Raw genomic sequence first — 18408 nt, forward strand, 5'->3', positions numbered from 1 at the left:
GTTAAATTACTATGAATAGCAATGACATCGCAGAATTTTTGAGTCAACACCCGCATTTTTTTGAAGAGCATGCGGAACTATTGGCGAAAATAAAACTGACTAGCCCTGTCATGGGACGCACCATTTCTTTGCAAGAACGGCAAATGGAAGTGGTCCGTGAAAAATTAAAGGTGATGGAATTGCGCCTGTCAGATTTAATGCGTGTCGCGCAGGAAAATGATGTCATCACGGATCGCTTCCAACAATGGACACGTGAACTTTTATTAGCGCGCAATGATGTCGATTTGCCGTATATTTTGACGCGTAGCTTACAAGAAATATTTAACCTGCCGCATGCGACTTTACGTCTTTGGCATGTCGCCGAAGACGTCAAACACACCTGGTTTGCCGCGGAAACCACCGAGGACGTGCAATTGTTCGCAAAAGGATTGCGCAACCCATTTTGCGGTGCCAATAATGATTTCGAAGCCGCTGGTTGGATAGAGTCGGAGCAGGCGATCACTTCCATCGCCATGTTGCCCTTACGCTTAAGTGCTGATGAAACCTGCTTTGGACTTTTAGTGTTAGGTTCACCCGATCCAGCACGTTTTACCAAAGAGATGGCAACAGATTTCCTAACAAAAATCGCCGATACCTCAAGCGCCGCCTTGATGTGTATGATCAATCTCTAATTTGCCACCGCCTCTCCTATGACTACCGCTACGCAGAACGATTGGATACAACAGTATCTGAATGTTTTGCGGCAGCAGCGCCAGTTATCCGAACACACAGTCAGCGCCTACGCACTCGATCTGGCAGAGCTACAGACATACGCCCAGCAAAAAGAATTGGCGAATTTGACGTATTTTGATATCCGCCGCCTGACTTCACAACTGCACGCCCAAGAACTTAATCCGCGCAGCATCGCTCGCAAATTATCTAGCTGGCGCGGCTTTTATCGCTGGCTGGCGGAACAAGTAGCGATGCCAGCTAATCCAGTGGAAGGCATCAAGGCGCCGAAGAAAGCGAAGTCGCTGCCGAAAGCCTTGGGTGCGGATGACGCAGTACAATTGGTCGCACACCATGGCAGTGACGACGCTTCACCTTTAGCCAATCGGGCAATGTTTGAACTCTTGTATTCCAGCGGCTTACGGGTATCTGAATTAGTCGGCCTGGATGTGCGTGATTTTAGCGACGCCAGTTATCACAGTTTGGGTTGGGTTGATTTCGCGCAAGCCGAAGTGCGTGTCACGGGTAAGGGAAATAAACAAAGAATCGTCCCCGTAGGCAAACCAGCGCTGGCAGCATTGCAAGACTGGTTGGCGATACGCCCGACACTGGTGAAAGCCGAAGCCCGAGCGTTATTTTTAAACGAACGCGGCAATCGCATGTCGGTACGTTCGGTGCAATTACGACTCAAAGCACATGCCCAAGTAATGGGTATCCCCACCGATGTGCACCCGCATGTACTACGTCATTCTTTTGCTTCGCATGTCTTGCAATCGTCCGGTGATTTACGCGCTGTACAAGAAATGCTAGGACATCGCTCTATCACTGCCACGCAGGTCTACACCGCGCTAGACTTCCAACATTTGGCACAGGTCTATGATGCAACCCATCCACGTGCAAAAAAATGAATCCGCGCAATTTCGCACAGTTCCATCCGATTTCACTTAATTCGGCCCACAGCGGATGACATTTGTCATGCGAAATTGGTGGCAATCTGCTCTACGAATTCAAACGCGATCGCGCCATACTCTCTCCATCAACATCGATCAATGGAGACGACCATGCATATCAATACACCAATCAATCTGGCATCAAACGCAATGCGCGCTGCGCTTTTCACTGCAGGCATCTTCCTGCTAAGTCAGGCACAAGCATCCACCCTCATTCAGAACGTGCGCGTTTATGATGGCGAAAAAATGCTGCCAGCACGCCACGTCCTAATCGATCAGGGGAAAATCATCAATGCCAATTTTAAAGGCAAGATCACAAGCAATATGCAACTAGTGGATGGCAAGGGTCGCAGCTTACTGCCCGGCTTGATCGATGCACATGTGCATGCTTACCAAGATCAAGATTTGCCTTTGCTATTTGGTATCACCACCCAGATCGATATGTTCAGCCCTGTTGCCGCAATGCAGGATATGCACCAGCGCCGCCAAAATGCTAATAATACGACGGCTCCCGATGTATTTTCGGCGGGCGTACTCGCTACCGCACCAAAAGGACATGGCACAGAATATGGCATGGAAATCGAAACGCTGACAAAACCAGAACAAGCACAAGCTTGGGTCGATCGCCGGATTGTTGAAGGTTCACACTTCATCAAAATCGTGATGGAACATGGCGGCATCGGCTTTCATTTCAATAGTCTAGACCTCGCGACGGTACAGGCTTTGATCAAGGCTAGTCATGCACGCAATAAGTTAGCTGTTGTCCACATCAGCACCTACGCCGATGCCAAAGCCGCATTAGAAGCCGGTGCAGATGGCTTGGTTCATTTGTTTACCGGCACAGTCATCAGCCCAGCGCAGATACAAGAATTGGTACACCTCGCCAAAGTCCATCGCGCCTTTGTTATCCCTACTTTTTCTGTGCTGGAAAGTATGGCCGGCATCAAGGCCAAAGACGTGTTGGACGATGGCAGTATGGTGCAGTTAATCGGCAAAAATCAGCTCATGCCACTGAATTCGACTTACGGTACGGAAGTGAAACAAGAACTATTAAACGCACCAAAACAACTCACAGCAGCATTGCACCAAGCCAAAGTCGCTGTCCTGGCAGGAACCGATGCAGGTAACCGTGGCACGCAATATGGCATCAGCTTGCATCATGAAATGGCTGCGTTAGTGCAAGCTGGCCTGTCACCGAGTGCCGCCTTGCAAGCAGCAACCTCGGCGCCAGCGCGTGCTTTTCAATTAGGCGATCGCGGACGTATTCAAAATGGTTATAAAGCCGACTTACTTTTGGTAGAGGGTGATCCCAGCGTCGAAATCAGTGCCAGTCGTCGCATCGTTGAAATTTGGAAGAATGGAGAAATCGTATCACCACTACGCACGCAAAAAATGCAACAAGTTGCGGAAGAAAATTCACGCAAAAAATCCGCTGTTGATTTACCGGCAGACGGCCGCATCAGCCAGTTTAGCGCAAGTAAATTTGCCAGTCCTTTTGGCTACGGGTGGATGGCATCTACCGATGCACCGATGGGCGGAAAATCTGTGGTGGAATTGAGTGCGAGTGAGGCAGACAATGCTGGCCAAACCTCTTTGATGATCAAAGCAACCATCAATCCAGGCTTTGCTTTCCCCTGGGCGGGCGTGGTCTTCTTTCCGGCAACGCAGCCCATGCAGCCCGCTGATTTAAGCAATGCCAACACGTTAAAATTTAAGGTCAAAGGCGATGGCAAGTCCTATAATGTAGGCTTCACCATGCAGGGTAGTTATATTCCTCTCAATCAGCGATTTATTGCTGGGGCAGAATGGCAGGAAATCAGCTTGCCGTTTAAGCAGTTTAAAGGCTTAGATGCCAGCATAGTCACCATGCTCAGCTTCAATGCAGGACCGGATGCAGGCACTTATCAATTACAAATTGCCGACGTACGTTTGCTCAAAGAGTAATGCATTGCATTCATCATGTTCATGGCGCCAGTGAGTAAGGAAAACCCGATGTCACAGATCAACCAAGCAGACCAAGCCAGCACGCTGAATTTTTCAGAAAAACTACGTAGCCTATGGGCCAAGCCTTGGATACCAAGTCGCTATGGCAAGGCGCCATTTTTTTGGATGTTGTCGTTTGTCATCTTTGGGTGGAAATATCTGTACGAAACACCGGGTACTTTCGAACTGGCGATGATCGTGTTGAGCATCTGCCTATTTCTACCGATTTACCTTTATAGTTTTTGGATAAGTGGTTGGCGTGCGGTGTTCTGCATAGTCGTGATCTTAAGCCTTGGACTGGGCTGGGCGAACTACAATTTTGGTGGCTCTAGTTTCGTGATTTTTGCTGCCACCATGTGCTCACGTTTTCAGCAAAAACGCGACGCTTACTTGGGACTATTTCTGGTTTTGGCAACGGCCGCGCTGGTCAGCTATGTAATGAAATTTCCGACTTATTTTTGGATACCCGCGGTCATTTTTAGTATTCCCAGTGCGATGGGCGCGATCATCGGCGAACGGCTAGGTCGTGCGAATGAAAAACTATTCAGGAAGCAAGAAGAAATAGAGCATCTTGCAGCACTCGCTGAGCGCGAGCGCATCGCCCGCGACTTGCATGATTTACTAGGACATACTTTATCCGTGATTACGCTCAAAGCCGAGTTGGCGAAAAAGTTGTTCGACAAAGATAGTGCGGCTTGTAAGAAAGAAATCATCGACATCGAACGAACCGCGCGCCAGGCTTTAGCAGAAGTGCGTTCAGCCGTCTTAGGTTATCGCGATACCGGCTTAGCGCATGAATTGCGCGGCGCAAAAAATACCTTGGATTCTGCCCAAGTTCAGTTAGAAAGCGAAGTCGATGTTGTGCAATTGCCGGCTGCAATTGAGAACATTATCGCGCTAGCTTTACGCGAAGCAGTCACCAACATTATTCGCCATTCAAATGCTAGCGCGTGTCATTTATCGCTCAAATTGATAGAGCAAGACATTCATTTTCATATTTCAGACAATGGTTTTAGGGATGCACAGAAAACGCCTGAGATCGAAAAAGGGAATGGATTAACAGGCATGAGCGAACGGGTTCGCGCAATGGGTGGAAAAATGCTGATTTCGATCAAGCACGGTGTCGCGATTGATATTCAAATTCCCCTACACAGTGCGCAGTAAGATTCATCAAGAATCATCAAGAAACATTGAGAAAGTCTGATAATGATAAAAATTGTTTTGGCAGAAGATCAGGCACTGGTATCCGGCGCACTGGCTGCGCTCTTGAAGCTGGAAGGCGATATTGAAGTATTGGCACTGGCAAAAAATGGCAAAGAAGCTCTGACATTTTGTCAAACCCTGCAGCCGGATGTACTGATTACCGACATAGAAATGCCCATCATGACGGGTCTAGAATTGGCGGCAGAAATCGCTGAGCAAAAGCTAGCCATCAAAGTCATCGTACTCACCACTTTTGCCCGCGCAGGCTATCTGCGCCGGGCGATGAGTAGCGGTGTACGCGGTTATATGTTGAAGGACTCTCCAGCAGAAGATCTGGCAAAAGCGATACGTAATGTGCAAGCGGGTGGAAGGGCTATTGCACCTGAACTGGCGATGGAGAGTTGGAGTGGTCAACAAGATCCGCTCAGTGAACGTGAACGCCAGGTATTGCGTCTGGCGGGCACCGGTTCGACCAGCGCTGAGATCGCCAAAATAATGCATCTCTCTGAGGGCACGGTACGCAATTATTTGTCAGAAGCGATAAGCAAATTGAATGCGAAGAATAGGGTGGAAGCGTTTCGTCTAGCACGTGATGAGGGTTGGTTATAACTTCATTCAGCAAGTGACAATCAATATAAGCCTTCGCTGAAGTTCTCCTAGAATCAATAAAAAAACGCCGCAAATTGCGGCGTTTTTCATTGTGGGAAATAACTTCCTACTTATTTCTTTTCAGACAAACCCAAAACACTATGACGACGGGCAAAAGCAAAATAAGTTACTAAGCCCAATACTGCCCAGATACAGAAGTATTTAATGGTTGGATCCCAGCCTAAGCTGACGAACAACAATGCACAACCACCCAATGCCAACGGACCCACTACCCAGATCAATGGTGTGCGGAATGGACGTGGACGATTCGGCTGAGTAACACGCAAGATCATCACACCTAAAGCCACGACGAAGAACGCGAACAAAGTACCAGAGTTAGAGATATCTGCCAACACGCTCACTGGGAACACTGCAGAGAAAATCGCGACAAATACACCAGTCACCATTGTGACGACGTGTGGAGTATGGAAACGCTCATGCACAGCAGTGAATGCTTTTGGCATCAAACCGTCACGCGCCATGGTGAACAAAATACGTGTTTGGCCGTAGATCATCATCAAGATAACGGATGGCAAAGCCAAAATCGCAGCGATACCAACCAAATCACCAACACGTGGGTAACCAAGTTCACGCAAAATGAAAGCTAAAGGTTCTTTGGATTGAGACAAAGCACCACCTGGTTGCGCACCAACGGCACCAACTGCAGCATAAGCTACCAACAGGTAGAACACAGTACAAATACCGAGTGAACCGATCAGACCGATCGGCAAGTTGACGTTAGGATTTTTTGTTTCTTCCGCTGCAGTAGAAACCGCATCGAAACCAACGTAAGCAAAGAAGATGGAAGCAGAAGCACCCAAGACACCAACACCAGATAATGGCGTACCCCAACCATTTGGCAACATCGGTTCAAAGTTCATGCCTTTAACTGCTGGGAAGGCCAAGATCACAAACGTGGTCAAAGCGACAATTTTAATGATCACCAAAACCGAAGTGACTTTTGCACTCTTAGAAGTTCCAACTACCAGCAACCAGGTCACCAATAAGGAGATAATGAATGCGATCAGATTGAATGCACCATGTGCAGTCGTACCATCAGGTAAAGTGATCGTATCTGCTGGACCGGCAGTCAATGCCAGTGGCAAACCAGCGCCGATAGAATGCAAGAAACCGTTCGCATAGCCAGACCAGCCCACTGCAACAGCACCTGCGGCGATCGCGTATTCCAGAATCAAAGCCCAACCGACTGTCCAAGCAATCAATTCACCCAATACAGCATAAGAATAAGTGTAAGCGGAACCAGCAACCGGAACCATCGAAGCGATTTCAGCGTAAATCAACGCGGTCAATGCGCACACGAAACCAGCGATGATGAAGCTATACATCATGCCTGGACCTGCTTTGTTCGCAGCCACTGAAGTCAAAACGAAAATACCAGTACCGATGATGGCACCAACGCCAAGCATCATCAGGTCAAACCAGCCTAATTGGCGTTTGAGACCTTTCTTTTCCGCGGATTCCAGAATCTGGTCCAGCGATTTCACACGATCAAAAAACATAGTGTTTCCTTAAGGCAAATACGATAATTTAATTTCTTATTCCCTCTCAAACCGCCTCAACTATCGTAATCACAATAGCTGCTGACAGGCGAAAAGGATCTGTTTTGTCAAACCTGCGTAACATAAGCGATTTATAGCTAAACAGTAAAGAGCAAATGCGCGAAAAAATGCGGAATACGCACGTTTCCGACAAAATTTCTGCACTGCATAGCAACAATCTGACTTATTGTGGTAACAGGGCAATAAATATGAGAGGCGTTCTGTTTGCGGCGAGGTTTCGATTGAAACGCGCACATTTAGTTCCCGACAAACATTATATTTTCCACAAGGAAACACAACGAAAGTCGGTTCAGGGCTGATGTTTGAATATTGCCGATAGAACATTAAACGATGTGTCGATATTCGGTGATTTGATCCACCATAGGTGCCGATAATCTGCCCTTTGGTCGGCTCCTCGACGCTTGCTAGTTTGCCGGCAAGAAATTTAGTGTATATTCAGCCGATTGCGCCATCCGCCATAGGATCACTTTTTTCTCGCATCAATTTCTTCTCATTGGACGCACCATGCGAAATAATCTGCTTCAACTTTCCACCGCCATTTACCGTTGCAGTTTCACTTCTTGTATCACTTCCTGCATAAGGACCTTGTTCAGTGCATTACTTGGATTAAGTCTGGCAACGGGTCTGAGTCAAGCTGCTAGCCCTGCAGAGAAAGCGGTTAAAGCTTCTAAGCCAGCAAGCAAAGTATCAGGTCTATTGTATGAGCTTAGTTTGCCACCGACCCCGGGAATAGCATCCGTCAACGATCACAAAAGAGATAAAACCATCGCTTATTTATACGGCAGCATCCACATCGCTAAAAAAGATTTCTATCCGCTCGCCAAAGTGGTGAAACAATCGTATGCAAAAGCAGATACCTTAGTGGTTGAAACCGATATCACCGATGAAAACGCGAATCGTTCGATTATTGGCAAGCTCAGCTATATCGCACCCGATCGCTTAGAGCATCACCTCAGCGCAGAAACCTGGAATACTTTGCGCGACATGACGGGACAGTCCTTAGAACAATTCCAATTCTATAAACCTGTATTGGTCGCCATGGGCTTAACCGTGAGTGCTGGCATGCAACTGGGCTTTGAACCGGAACAAGGTTTGGACTTACATTTCATCAAAGCTGCGCAAAAAGATAAAAAGAAACTGATCGAATTGGATGGCGTTGCCGTCCAAGCGGAAGTTTTAAACAATTTGAGCAACGAAGAAGGCGATGCAATACTCGCCAATACCTTGCAATCATTCAAAAATGGAGAAATTCGTCAGGAATTTCAACGCATGACCGAAGCTTGGCGTGCGGCAGACGCAGACAAACTCGCACAGATCTTTGTTGCTGCGGCCAATAAAGATAGCGGCTCAAAAAAAATCACGCAGAAATTGATCGATGACAGAAATCCCGACACTGCGAAGAAAATTATCGAATTGATGTCAAGCGGAAAAAAATTGTTTATCGTGGTTGGTGCCGGTCATCTGGCAGGCGACAACAATCTAATCAAACTTTTCCAGCAACAAGGCTTACAAGTGCGACAAATACATTAATGACGGATCAAGACAACACCAATTTAGAAGTAGCCCACCCGTGGATAGCCTTCGAATCACCCGCCGAATTAGAAGCGTGGATGGAATTAAACAATCAAGAATTACAAAAACTGATCGGCAATCGCGCCACACAAGGCCAGGGAATTTGTTTCAATTTGTTACTAGGTGGTGAAATCTACTTTCATACTAATGGAGATGGCGATATCCTGTTAGACGTGACTTCTGATGCGCAATGGGTAGCACCACTCATTACGGCATGTACTCAGGTAGATGCGCCACGTGGGCAAATCTGGCACTTACCACAGCATGATTTGATCGCCATCATTATGGGATTAAATCCCTTGATTGCGAGTAGCCGCTTAGTCACACAACATGCATTTCGGATTCAAAAGTTCTAAATTTTGACAGCTGCTTTGAAACTAACCCATGAGGTGCATCATGCGATTCCCTGTACTGCTACAGTTACCTCGCTTTGTATTATGTTTGCTAAGTTTGTCCATCACCGCCTGTGGTGGCAACGCCGATCTCGCTAGCAATCTCAAGCCGAGCACCATGTCCGCACCGCCCGCTGCGGCACCAGCTACCACCGCAAATTTTGCGGGAATCAGAAATGCGTACAAAATCAGTAAGACCAGCACGGGATTCAGCGTAAAAGAAGTCAACGGTGCTGGCACTACCACTAACCTCAGCACGCAAACCAGCGCAAAATTCGCAGACGTTACGGTCAATCTCTTAGTCGGCAACAAATCCAAAACAATTCCTGCCGCCAGCCTAAAAACCCTGATCGAACTCTACATTGCCTTTTTCAATCGCGTGCCCGACGCCGATGGTATGAGTTATTGGATTGATCAAATTAAAGCGGGGGTCAGCGTCGATCAATTGTCGGCCAGCTTCTACGATGCCGCGGTGCAATTTACGGCATTGACTGGTTATTCGGCGACCATGAGTAATGAGCAATTCGTTCGCATTATTTATCAAAATGTTTTAGGCCGTAGTGGAGCCACAGCTCCACCCGATGCCGATGTCGCATATTGGGCTGGTGAATTGGCGAATGGCAAATCCAAGGGTTTTCTGGTGGCGACCATGCTGAACTCAGCACATACCTTTGCCAATGACCCGGAATGGGGTTGGGTGCCACAATTACTCGATAACAAAGTCACGGTGGGTACTTTTTTTGCGATTCAACAGGGCTTGAACTACAACACGTCAGAAGAGTCGATCAGCAAGGGAATGGAGATTGCCAAAGCGGTCACTTCAACCGACATCACTTTGGCAAAGACAAAAATTGGTATGACCGACGTGTTATTTGATTTAACGGCGGTGGTCAGCAATTCAGATTTTGACAAAGTACAGGGAATCATTAACGAACGTTGTATCTCTTGTCATTCCACCCAAAGAACCGAAGGCGGCATCGCCTTGCACACCGCGGATTTGATCCGGCGCAATGCTGGGCCGCTGTATATCGTGACGGTTGTAACCCGTGCAATGCCACAAGATGGCGTGTTAAGCGCGGACGAAATCGCGACGATTAGTGCATGGTATTTAGGTGGGGCAAAGTGATGCATGCGAATCCCTATCTTCGCAGTCGATCTTCCAGGCAATTATGGCGGCAATTTGGACTGAGCCTGATCATGGTTTTTCCGCTGATCTGCCACGCTCAAGAAACGCCAGCACCCGCATTTGAATTAAATGCGGAAAATAGTAGCAAGCACCAACTCAAGCAATATTTTGGTAAATTGGTGTACGTCGACTTTTGGGCCTCATGGTGTGCGCCCTGTCTGCAATCCTTTCCATTTATGAACAGCATGCAGCAGAAATATCAAGCGGCAGGCTTACAGATTATTGCGATTAATCTGGATAAAAAAATGGGAGATGCGCAGATTTTTCTCAATAAAAATTCTGCGCAATTTTTGGTGCTATTTGATCCCGAGGGAAAAACGCCACTGCAGTATGGCGTGAAAGGCATGCCTAGCAGTTATCTGATCGATCGTAGCGGCAAAATCATCTTTACGCACAAAGGATTTAAGCTCGCTGACCAGGCAGTACTGGAAGCCAAAATAAGAACTGAATTAGGATTGAAAAATTAAAGGACTGAAGAGGTCAACATGAAAAGAACAAGCACTATATGGCGTTCTGTGACGATCGCTAGTGTATTAGCTGTCATCCTTGCGAGCAGCGGCTGTAGCCATTTAAGTTCGGTCGCCGCGTGGGAAAAAGGCTATCTGGCAAACGCAGAAATGCGTTTTGACCAAGACAAACTTGGTATGAAAAATGCTGATCATATCTATACTAGCAAAGAAGCAGCATCTGGTAGTGGCAGCGTCGGTGGTGGCGGTTGTGGATGCAATTAATCACACTGCTAGCGGCTCACTTCTGCCGTAGTTATTTTGCAATCACTTCCGTTTTACTTTGCAATTACTTCGCCCTTGCTTGATAAGCAGCGACTTTTTGGTAATCTGAATTCATGAGCGACAACATCAAAGCAAGCCCAACTATTTTGTTAGCAGCCTTAAGTCTGAGCGGCATCTTACCCGCCGTGACAAGCACCGCACAGGCCGAAGATGCGCCCGACAAAGCGGAAATCAGCGCCAAATATCTGCGTTACCGAGATCAACAACCCGGGCTGGATCGCCTGACTGTCAATTCTCCGTCACTATCACTCAGTCTGCCGCTAGCGGGAGTATGGAGTCTCGATGCAGGCTTGGCCGCTGATCAAGTATCGGGCGCGTCGCCGCGCTATCATACCGCGGTGTCAAGCGCTTCAAAAATGAGCGACTCGCGCCGCGCCGCCGATCTAAAACTGCATCGCTATTTTGAGCGCGTCAAATTATCCGCAGGGATCGCCTACTCTACCGAGCATGATTACGATTCGACTGCACTATCACTCAATGCCAGTATCGCCTCTGAAGACAACAATACCACCTGGAATCTCGGTGTCGGCAATGCCAGCGATAAGATCACGGCCACTGGTCGTGTCTTGAAAGAAGAAAAAAATGGGAATGATTTTCTCATTGGCGTTAGTCAGGTTTTATCGCCAGTCGATATTGCGCAGCTCACCTTTACACACACCAATGCGCATGGCTATTTTTCGGATGCGTATAAATCGCTTGATATCCGCCCGCGAGAACGTCAACAAACCGCCATGCTGCTGAAGTATCACCATTATTTTACCCAGGTTGATGGCACTCTACGGCTAAATTATCGTCACTACCACGATAGCTTTGGCATACGTTCACACACCGTCAATCTGGAATATGCGCAAAGCTTAGGCGCTGGGTGGACAGTCACACCGATGCTGCGCTTATATTCACAAAGTGCTGCGGATTTTTATTTTGATCCGGTTTACACGTTTTTGTACATCCCAGTCGGTTACAAAATCGGTGGCACACAATTTGTCAGCGAAGATCAGCGTATGTCGGCATTTGGTGGGCGCAGCTTTGGTCTCAAATTAAGTAAACAAATTGACCCGCATTGGCAAGTCGATGCCAGCCTGGAGCGCTATCGCCAACGCAGTGACTGGACTTTTTTTGAGAATCGCCGACCAGCATTAGCATCACTGAATGCCAGCGTGTTGCAGGTTGGTCTGCGCTACCGGTACTAAGCTAAACAAAGTAAGCTAAGCTAAGCTAGATAGTCACTTCGATTTCGGTCTCGATATCAACCTGAACCCTGAGCAATATCGTGCAATTATTTTCATTCTCTTTTCAGGCGATGGGTAGCCATTGCGAGTGCCGTTTGGCGGCGACAACGGAGTCGCAAGCCTTTATTTTTGCGCAGATGGTAATGAACGAAGTAGGCCGGATAGAAAACAAATATTCACGCTATCGTAGCCACAGTGTCCTAAGCCAGATCAATCAGCAAGCCGGACTGAAAGCGGTGAACATTGATCAAGAAACCAACGAATTACTCGACTATGCAGACGTCTTGTTTCGTAGCAGCGGCGGTCTGTTCGATATCAGCTCAGGTATTCTGCGACGCGCCTGGAATTTTAGCAATCCGGTTCTGCCAGAGCCATGGCTGATGGAATCACTGCTCACCAAAGTAGGTTGGAGCAAAATTGAACGCGATCACCAACATATCTATTTACCGATACCAGAAATGGAAATCGACTTCGGGGGATTTGGCAAAGAATATGCGGCGGATCGTGTCGCGGCCTTATTGCTGAACGCCGGCGTACAACACGGATTGATCGACTTGGGTGGCGATCTGCGCATATTGGGGCCACAGATCAGTGGCGATGCTTGGCAAATTGGCATACAAAACCCGCGTGATGCCGAACAGCTAATCGCCACAATCCCCATACACAGCGGCGCCTTGGCAACCAGCGGTGATTACGAACGGTTTTTTGAGATCGATGGACAGCGCTATTGTCATATTCTCGATCCCACATCAGGCTATCCAGTCCACTACTGGCAATCGGTCAGTGTATTGGCGCCTTTAAGTATTGCAGCGGGTAGCTATTCCACCATTGCGATGTTGAAACAAGCAGAAGGTGCAGCGTGGTTAGCTGAGAGCGGCTTGGCGTATTTATTGGTGGATGCGCAGGGGCAGATTCAGCAATGTAATCCACAACCGCCATCCAATTCCTGAAGTATTTCATGCAAAAAAACGCCCGCTTGGAAGGCGGGCGCTGGTTTTTACTGCGGTTATTACTGCGATTTTTCCTGCAGTTTTTGCTGCAAGTGTTGGTCCAATACCGGACAGCGCAATTATTGAACCACACCGTTACGATCAATAGTCACCACTCGTGAGCCGTTTTTGATCCGGCTTTCATGTGCGTTTGCTTCGCCTGCTGCTTTTACATTCACGCTGGCTTCGCCTGGGCCATTGACTTTCACTGAAGCGAGTTCGAGTAATAATTCAGTAGCATGCAAATCCCCAGAACCGTTCAAATTCGCGGTCAATTTTTTCGCTGTGCCATGCAAAGTGATACTGCCTGGGCCGTCTGAGCTGATCTGTATCGTCGTAGCGGAAGACAAATCGGCTTCGATATCACCAGAACCAGAAGTATCGAGAATGACATTGCCGGTCAAGGTTTTAAATTGCAAATCAGCAGGACCTGAATTATGAATATCCGCATCACCAACTTTTAAGCGCGAAGCGTCAACGCTACCCGAACCACTGACACGTAATTTCAAAGACTTAGTTTCGCCAGAAATACTGAGTTCACCGGGACCGGACATTTGGATATCGGCCTTCTCTGCCTGAATTTCATCAACCGAAACATCACCAGAACCTGACATATCGATATCCAGATTTTTGCTTATCCCGCGCAAACTGATGCCGCCCGAGCCTTCTACCGACAAGGTAGTTTGTTCGCTCTGTAATTTCGCCACGTGCAAATCACCGCTACCAGTCAATTTGGCGTTCAGGCTTTGCATCACTTCACCAAATTCAGTGTCGCCAGAACCATGCATTTCGACTGTCAATTTCTTGGTGTTCAACTGACGCAGGCTCACGTCGCCACTGCCGCTAGTGCGGAAATTCAATTCTGTCGCAGTACCAGCGGCATTGATGTCGCCAGAACCTTCATTCACGATTTCTAGTTTTTTATTTTTCAAATCACGCAAATGCATATCGCCGCTGCCTGAATTCATTGCTTTCACCAAAGCGGCTGTGCTGATCTTGACGGTCGTTGGTGCAGTTTTCCAAGAGAAGTGGAAACTGCCTTTGCGTTTGTTGCGTACGACCAGCGTATGGCCTTCCACGACGGTTTCGACTTCTTTGACAAAATTATCATCGCCTTCGACCACGACATTGTTTTTACCATCCACTACCAATTCGATATCAAACGGTGATTGGTTATCGATACTGTCGAAACTCGTCGCATCACGTTTTTCGGTAATGATATGACCGCTGCCTTTAATGCTGTCATCGTTGATACTAATTTCACAGCCACTCAGGCCCAGTACCATAGTTGATGCGACTGCTGCCGCGATGGCTATTTTTGTAAACATGTCCGCCCCCTGAAAATTTGAACTGAAAATTGAAACTAAGTAAGACTGAAGTAAAGTTGAAAATTTACTGGAATTTCTATGTTCACAGTTTACGTCAGGCTGATCCTATGCGCTCGTGGTTAACGACAGAACGCAAAAATCACTGCCTCAATGGTCGAATTAGGGCTAAATTGCAGCTAAGTTGAGGCGAGGTTGAAACTAAATTGAAAATAGATTTGAGCGAAGTTTGAGACGAAGAGGCGATAAAATGCAGGCTTTCTATTCACCTCATGGCTGTTTCAGCAGAAAGCGTCAATTACATGGATAAGGTCATACTTCAAGCAAGAGATGGTGCGCGCGCCGAAATCGTCACCCACGGTGCACATGTCTGCTCATGGATACCAGCGCAAGGGAGCGAGCAATTGTTCATGAGCCAGAGCTCTGAGTTTAAGGATGGCGTGGCGATCCGGGGCGGTGTGCCTATCGTCTTTCCACAATTTTCCAATTTAGGTAATTTACCCAAGCATGGCTTTGCCCGCACCGCAATTTGGCGTTTGGTAAGCTCAGGACAACTCGAACAAGGGGCAGCACAAGCGGTGTTTGAGCTACAAGAAAGCGCCGCCAGCTTAGCGATCTGGCCACATGCTTTTCGAGCAGAGATGGTTGTGACGGTTGCCGAACAAAGTTTACAACTGGATTTTTCGGTGGTGAATCATGGTGACAGCGAGTTAAGCTTTCAAGCGGCCTTGCATAGCTATTTCCGCGTGCACGATATCCAGCAAACCCGCGTTCATGGCTTAGGTGGTCTCAACTATCGCGATACGGTAACAGGCGAAGAGAACTGCCATCAATCTGACGAGGTGCTGCAGATCGTCGGTGAGGTCGACAGTATTTATGCCGATGTCGTATCAGATATCACGCTCGAGCAGCCGCACCAAGTGCTGCAACTGCGCCAATCAGGCTTCACCGATGCAGTGGTGTGGAACCCCGGTGCAGAAAAAGGCGCACAACTTTCGGACTTAGAGGCGGATGGATATCGTCACATGCTATGTGTCGAAGCCGCTAGCATCATGCGGCCTGTGGTAATAGCCCCAGGTCAGGTATGGTCCGGTATGCAGTTAATGAGTTTGATTACCAGATAATTACAATTTAATCATGCTTATGACAGGCGAGCGTATGCTCGCCTTTATTTTTGCGCCCAAAAACTTGTGTCAAATCAGCAATGAAGGCATCACTGCCCATCTCCACAGTCACTCAAAATTTGACTTGAAACAAAGACCTGACTCAATTTTTAATTGCAAATGATAATAATTCGCATTTATAATTGCGCCTATTGAAGGCCTTCTAGCAGACTTCTACTCCGCCCGGCCTCCGCAATTATTCAGCTACTTATTTCATCTTTGTGAGAATTCTATGCAACGCACTACACCACGATTTGCTTTAGCAACGTTGCCAGCTTTGTTGGCTTTAATTAGTTTCCCAGCACTGGCACAAAACAACAGCACCACTAACACTGCAACCACTAACACTGCAACTACGAACACTGCAACTACGAACACAGCCACCAATGCGACGACCAACAGCACGCAAGAAACCAAGCTGCCAGAAGTCCAGGTCCTTGGTGCGAGTGAGCAAAAGTATGCGACCAAGATCAGCGGCACCGCGACTAAAACGGATACTTTGCTGCGCGATACGCCGCAGTCAATTACGGTAGTGACCAAAGAATTGATCAAAGATCAAGCAATGCAAAGTATGGCGGATGCGATTCGTTATGTGCCGGGCGTGGTGACGGCGCAAGGCGAAGGCAACCGCGATACCGCAGTCTTCCGTGGCAATAGCTCGACTGGCGACTTCTTCGTTGATGGGATTCGTGACGACGTACAGTACTACCGTGATTTCTACAATATTGAGAGCGTCGAAGCCTTAAAGGGTTCTAATGCAATGATCTTTGGTCGTGGCGGTTCAGGCGGCATTATCAATCGCGTGACGAAGCAAGCACAATGGTCGCCAGTGCGCGAAGCATCCATCACTATCGGTTCCTGGAGCAATCGTCGCGCTACAGCAGATATCGGTCAAGCAATTGATCAAAACATGGCTTTTCGAGTCACAGGAATGGTGGAAAATTCAGATAGCTATCGCAATGGTGTGAATATCAAGCGCAGTGGTGTCAATCCGACCTTCGCGATTCGTGCTGGTCAAGACACTAGCATCGTGCTCGGCTACGAACATTTCAAAGATGATCGCACTGCTGATCGCGGTATTCCGTCTTACCAAGGCAAGGCTTTAAACGTCAATAGTAGCGTGTTCTTCGGGAATGCCGCTTTAAGTCCGACTTCTTCGCGTGTTGATGCGTTCACCGCTTTAATCGATCATGATTTGGGCAATGGTTTTAGCCTGCGTAACCGTACGCGTTATGCCGATTACGATAAGTTTTATCAAAACATTTTCTCAGGTGCAGTGAATAGCACGGCCACCAGCGTTGCCTTAAGTGCATACAACAATGCGACCCAGCGCAAGAATTTGTTCAATCAAACTGATCTGACTTTTGATATTCAAAGCGGCGGCATCAAGCACAAAATTTTGACGGGCTTGGAACTCGGTCAACAAACCACCGACAACTTACGCAACACCGGTTACTTCCCAACGGTTTCTGCGAATGCGACGAGCATTACGGTTCCAATCAGTAATCCTATCACCAGTTCCGTCGTATTCCGCCCATCAGCCACCGATGCGAATAATCACGGCGTCGCGACCACAGTTGGCGTGTATGTACAAGATCAGATCGAATTTTCTCCGAATTGGCAGGCGATCGTCGGCTTACGTCGCGACAGCTTCGGAGTTGATTTTACGAACAATCGCACCGGCGATAAGATAGAAATTACCGATACACCAGTCTCACCACGCGCTGGTTTGATCTACAAACCATTCACCGAAATGTCTTTGTACGCCAGTTATAGCTTGGCGTTTGCACCACGCGCGGGTGATCAATTGGCATCGCTCACCGCTAGCAACAAGGCTTTTGATCCAGAAAAATTCAAGAATTTTGAATTGGGTGCGAAATGGGACGTGTCACGAGACCTCAGCCTGAGCGCGGCTGTATATCAATTAGATCGCAGCAATGTAGCGATTGCCGATCCTACTGATTCGACTAAATCAATTCTGATCGACGGGCAACGTACCCAAGGTCTGGAATTAGCCGTCAATGGCAAACTCGCTGAGGGTTGGAGCGTCATGGGTGGCTACGCGTACCAAGATGCAAAAATTACCCGTACGCTGTCAAGCACGGCCTTAGCCGGCGCGACCTTGGCTCAAGTACCAACCCATAGCGCATCACTGTGGAACCGCTACGACGTCAACAGCCAATGGGGTTTTGCCGCGGGTATTGTGTATCGCGGGGCGATTTATCCATCAACTGACAATACGGTGGAATTACCTGGTTTCACCCGCGTTGACGCGGCACTCTACTATGCGTGGGACAAGAATATTCAAGTCCAGTTGAATGTAGAAAACCTGGCGGATAAAAAATATTACGCTTCAGCAAACAGCAATAACAACATCACCCCAGGCTCACCACGCGCCGTCAAATTGGGAATTAATTTCAAGTATTAGTCTCGACATAAGCTTCACTTCACAGCCCCGACCATTGGTACGGGGCTTTTTTTTACCTCTTACGCCACACGCTCTGATCACTAAGTATCGTCAATATTGCATTGCAGCATCATTAATCCCGACTTTGTGTCAGAAGATGGGAACCATTTCGGGTCAAAGCTTATCCAAACCGCTTCGACAGCAAATACCGACATACCCGTTTGCCCGAATTTACGGTACTTATCTACAGTACTAAATCACTAAGCAATAAATAATAAGCAC

General features: G+C 47.8%; 16 protein-coding genes. 14 read left to right on the forward strand and 2 right to left on the reverse strand.

Annotated features, from left to right (window positions below; genetic code table 11):
- Window positions 1–11 precede the first annotated feature (11 nt).
- The 5 genes from ACO0KW_RS10505 to ACO0KW_RS10525 all read left to right on the forward strand — a co-directional run bounded on the left by ACO0KW_RS10505 (window position 12) and on the right by ACO0KW_RS10525 (window position 5453).
- Window positions 12–671: a DUF484 family protein gene (locus tag ACO0KW_RS10505; RefSeq protein WP_423053026.1), complete on the forward strand. Its 660-nt coding sequence runs from the start codon at window positions 12–14 to the stop codon at window positions 669–671.
- Window positions 672–689: 18 nt separating this feature from the next.
- A complete protein-coding gene (gene xerC, locus ACO0KW_RS10510; protein WP_423053027.1) occupies window positions 690–1616 on the forward strand; it encodes a tyrosine recombinase XerC in 927 nt (308 codons plus the stop codon).
- Window positions 1617–1769: 153 nt separating this feature from the next.
- Window positions 1770–3602 (forward strand): CIA30 family protein, encoded by a 1833-nt coding sequence (locus ACO0KW_RS10515; RefSeq protein ID WP_423053028.1) that lies wholly within the window; start codon window positions 1770–1772, stop codon window positions 3600–3602.
- A 48-nt stretch (window positions 3603–3650) separates the two neighbouring features.
- Complete coding sequence (locus ACO0KW_RS10520; protein WP_423053029.1) at window positions 3651–4805, forward strand: sensor histidine kinase; 1155 nt, start codon at window positions 3651–3653, stop codon at window positions 4803–4805.
- Between the two features lie 42 nt (window positions 4806–4847).
- Window positions 4848–5453 (forward strand): response regulator transcription factor, encoded by a 606-nt coding sequence (locus ACO0KW_RS10525; protein ID WP_423053030.1) that lies wholly within the window; start codon window positions 4848–4850, stop codon window positions 5451–5453.
- A gap of 110 nt (window positions 5454–5563) precedes the next feature.
- Here the strand turns inward: ACO0KW_RS10525 and ACO0KW_RS10530 are convergent, their stop codons facing one another.
- On the reverse strand, window positions 5564–7012 hold the full coding sequence (locus tag ACO0KW_RS10530; RefSeq protein WP_423053031.1) for an amino acid permease: 1449 nt from the start codon (window positions 7010–7012) through the stop codon (window positions 5564–5566).
- Window positions 7013–7657: 645 nt separating this feature from the next.
- Here ACO0KW_RS10530 and ACO0KW_RS10535 point away from each other — a divergent pair.
- The 7 genes from ACO0KW_RS10535 to ACO0KW_RS10565 all read left to right on the forward strand — a co-directional run bounded on the left by ACO0KW_RS10535 (window position 7658) and on the right by ACO0KW_RS10565 (window position 13192).
- Window positions 7658–8602, forward strand: a complete 945-nt coding sequence (locus ACO0KW_RS10535) for a TraB/GumN family protein (RefSeq protein ID WP_423053032.1) — start codon at window positions 7658–7660, stop codon at window positions 8600–8602.
- Window positions 8602–9000, forward strand: a complete 399-nt coding sequence (locus tag ACO0KW_RS10540; protein WP_423053033.1) for a hypothetical protein — start codon at window positions 8602–8604, stop codon at window positions 8998–9000. The genes ACO0KW_RS10535 and ACO0KW_RS10540 overlap by 1 nt, the downstream gene beginning before the upstream one ends.
- Window positions 9001–9040: 40 nt before the next feature.
- Entirely contained in the window at window positions 9041–10162 is a 1122-nt protein-coding gene (locus ACO0KW_RS10545; RefSeq protein ID WP_423053034.1) for a DUF4214 domain-containing protein, read from the forward strand.
- The gene (locus ACO0KW_RS10550) at window positions 10162–10689 is read left to right on the forward strand and encodes a TlpA family protein disulfide reductase (protein WP_423053035.1); all 528 of its coding nucleotides are present in this window, start codon (window positions 10162–10164) and stop codon (window positions 10687–10689) included. The genes ACO0KW_RS10545 and ACO0KW_RS10550 overlap by 1 nt, the downstream gene beginning before the upstream one ends.
- Before the next feature lie 18 nt (window positions 10690–10707).
- Window positions 10708–10953, forward strand: a complete 246-nt coding sequence (locus ACO0KW_RS10555) for a DUF4266 domain-containing protein (protein ID WP_423053036.1) — start codon at window positions 10708–10710, stop codon at window positions 10951–10953.
- A 113-nt stretch (window positions 10954–11066) separates the two neighbouring features.
- Window positions 11067–12203: a DUF3570 domain-containing protein gene (locus tag ACO0KW_RS10560; protein WP_423053037.1), complete on the forward strand. Its 1137-nt coding sequence runs from the start codon at window positions 11067–11069 to the stop codon at window positions 12201–12203.
- Window positions 12204–12283: 80 nt separating this feature from the next.
- The gene (locus ACO0KW_RS10565; protein ID WP_423053038.1) at window positions 12284–13192 is read left to right on the forward strand and encodes an FAD:protein FMN transferase; all 909 of its coding nucleotides are present in this window, start codon (window positions 12284–12286) and stop codon (window positions 13190–13192) included.
- 119 nt (window positions 13193–13311) lie between these two features.
- Here ACO0KW_RS10565 and ACO0KW_RS10570 read toward each other — a convergent pair whose 3' ends face one another.
- Window positions 13312–14559: a GIN domain-containing protein gene (locus tag ACO0KW_RS10570; RefSeq protein WP_423053039.1), complete on the reverse strand. Its 1248-nt coding sequence runs from the start codon at window positions 14557–14559 to the stop codon at window positions 13312–13314.
- Between the two features lie 299 nt (window positions 14560–14858).
- Between ACO0KW_RS10570 and ACO0KW_RS10575 the strand changes: the two genes are divergently transcribed.
- A complete protein-coding gene (locus tag ACO0KW_RS10575; RefSeq protein WP_423053040.1) occupies window positions 14859–15680 on the forward strand; it encodes a D-hexose-6-phosphate mutarotase in 822 nt (273 codons plus the stop codon).
- A gap of 271 nt (window positions 15681–15951) precedes the next feature.
- Complete coding sequence (locus ACO0KW_RS10580) at window positions 15952–18147, forward strand: TonB-dependent receptor (RefSeq protein ID WP_423053041.1); 2196 nt, start codon at window positions 15952–15954, stop codon at window positions 18145–18147.
- The last annotated feature ends 261 nt before the right edge of the window (window positions 18148–18408 follow it).

The sequence above is a fragment of the Undibacterium sp. Ji22W genome (assembly GCF_049340305.1).
Lineage (GTDB): Bacteria > Pseudomonadota > Gammaproteobacteria > Burkholderiales > Burkholderiaceae_D > Undibacterium.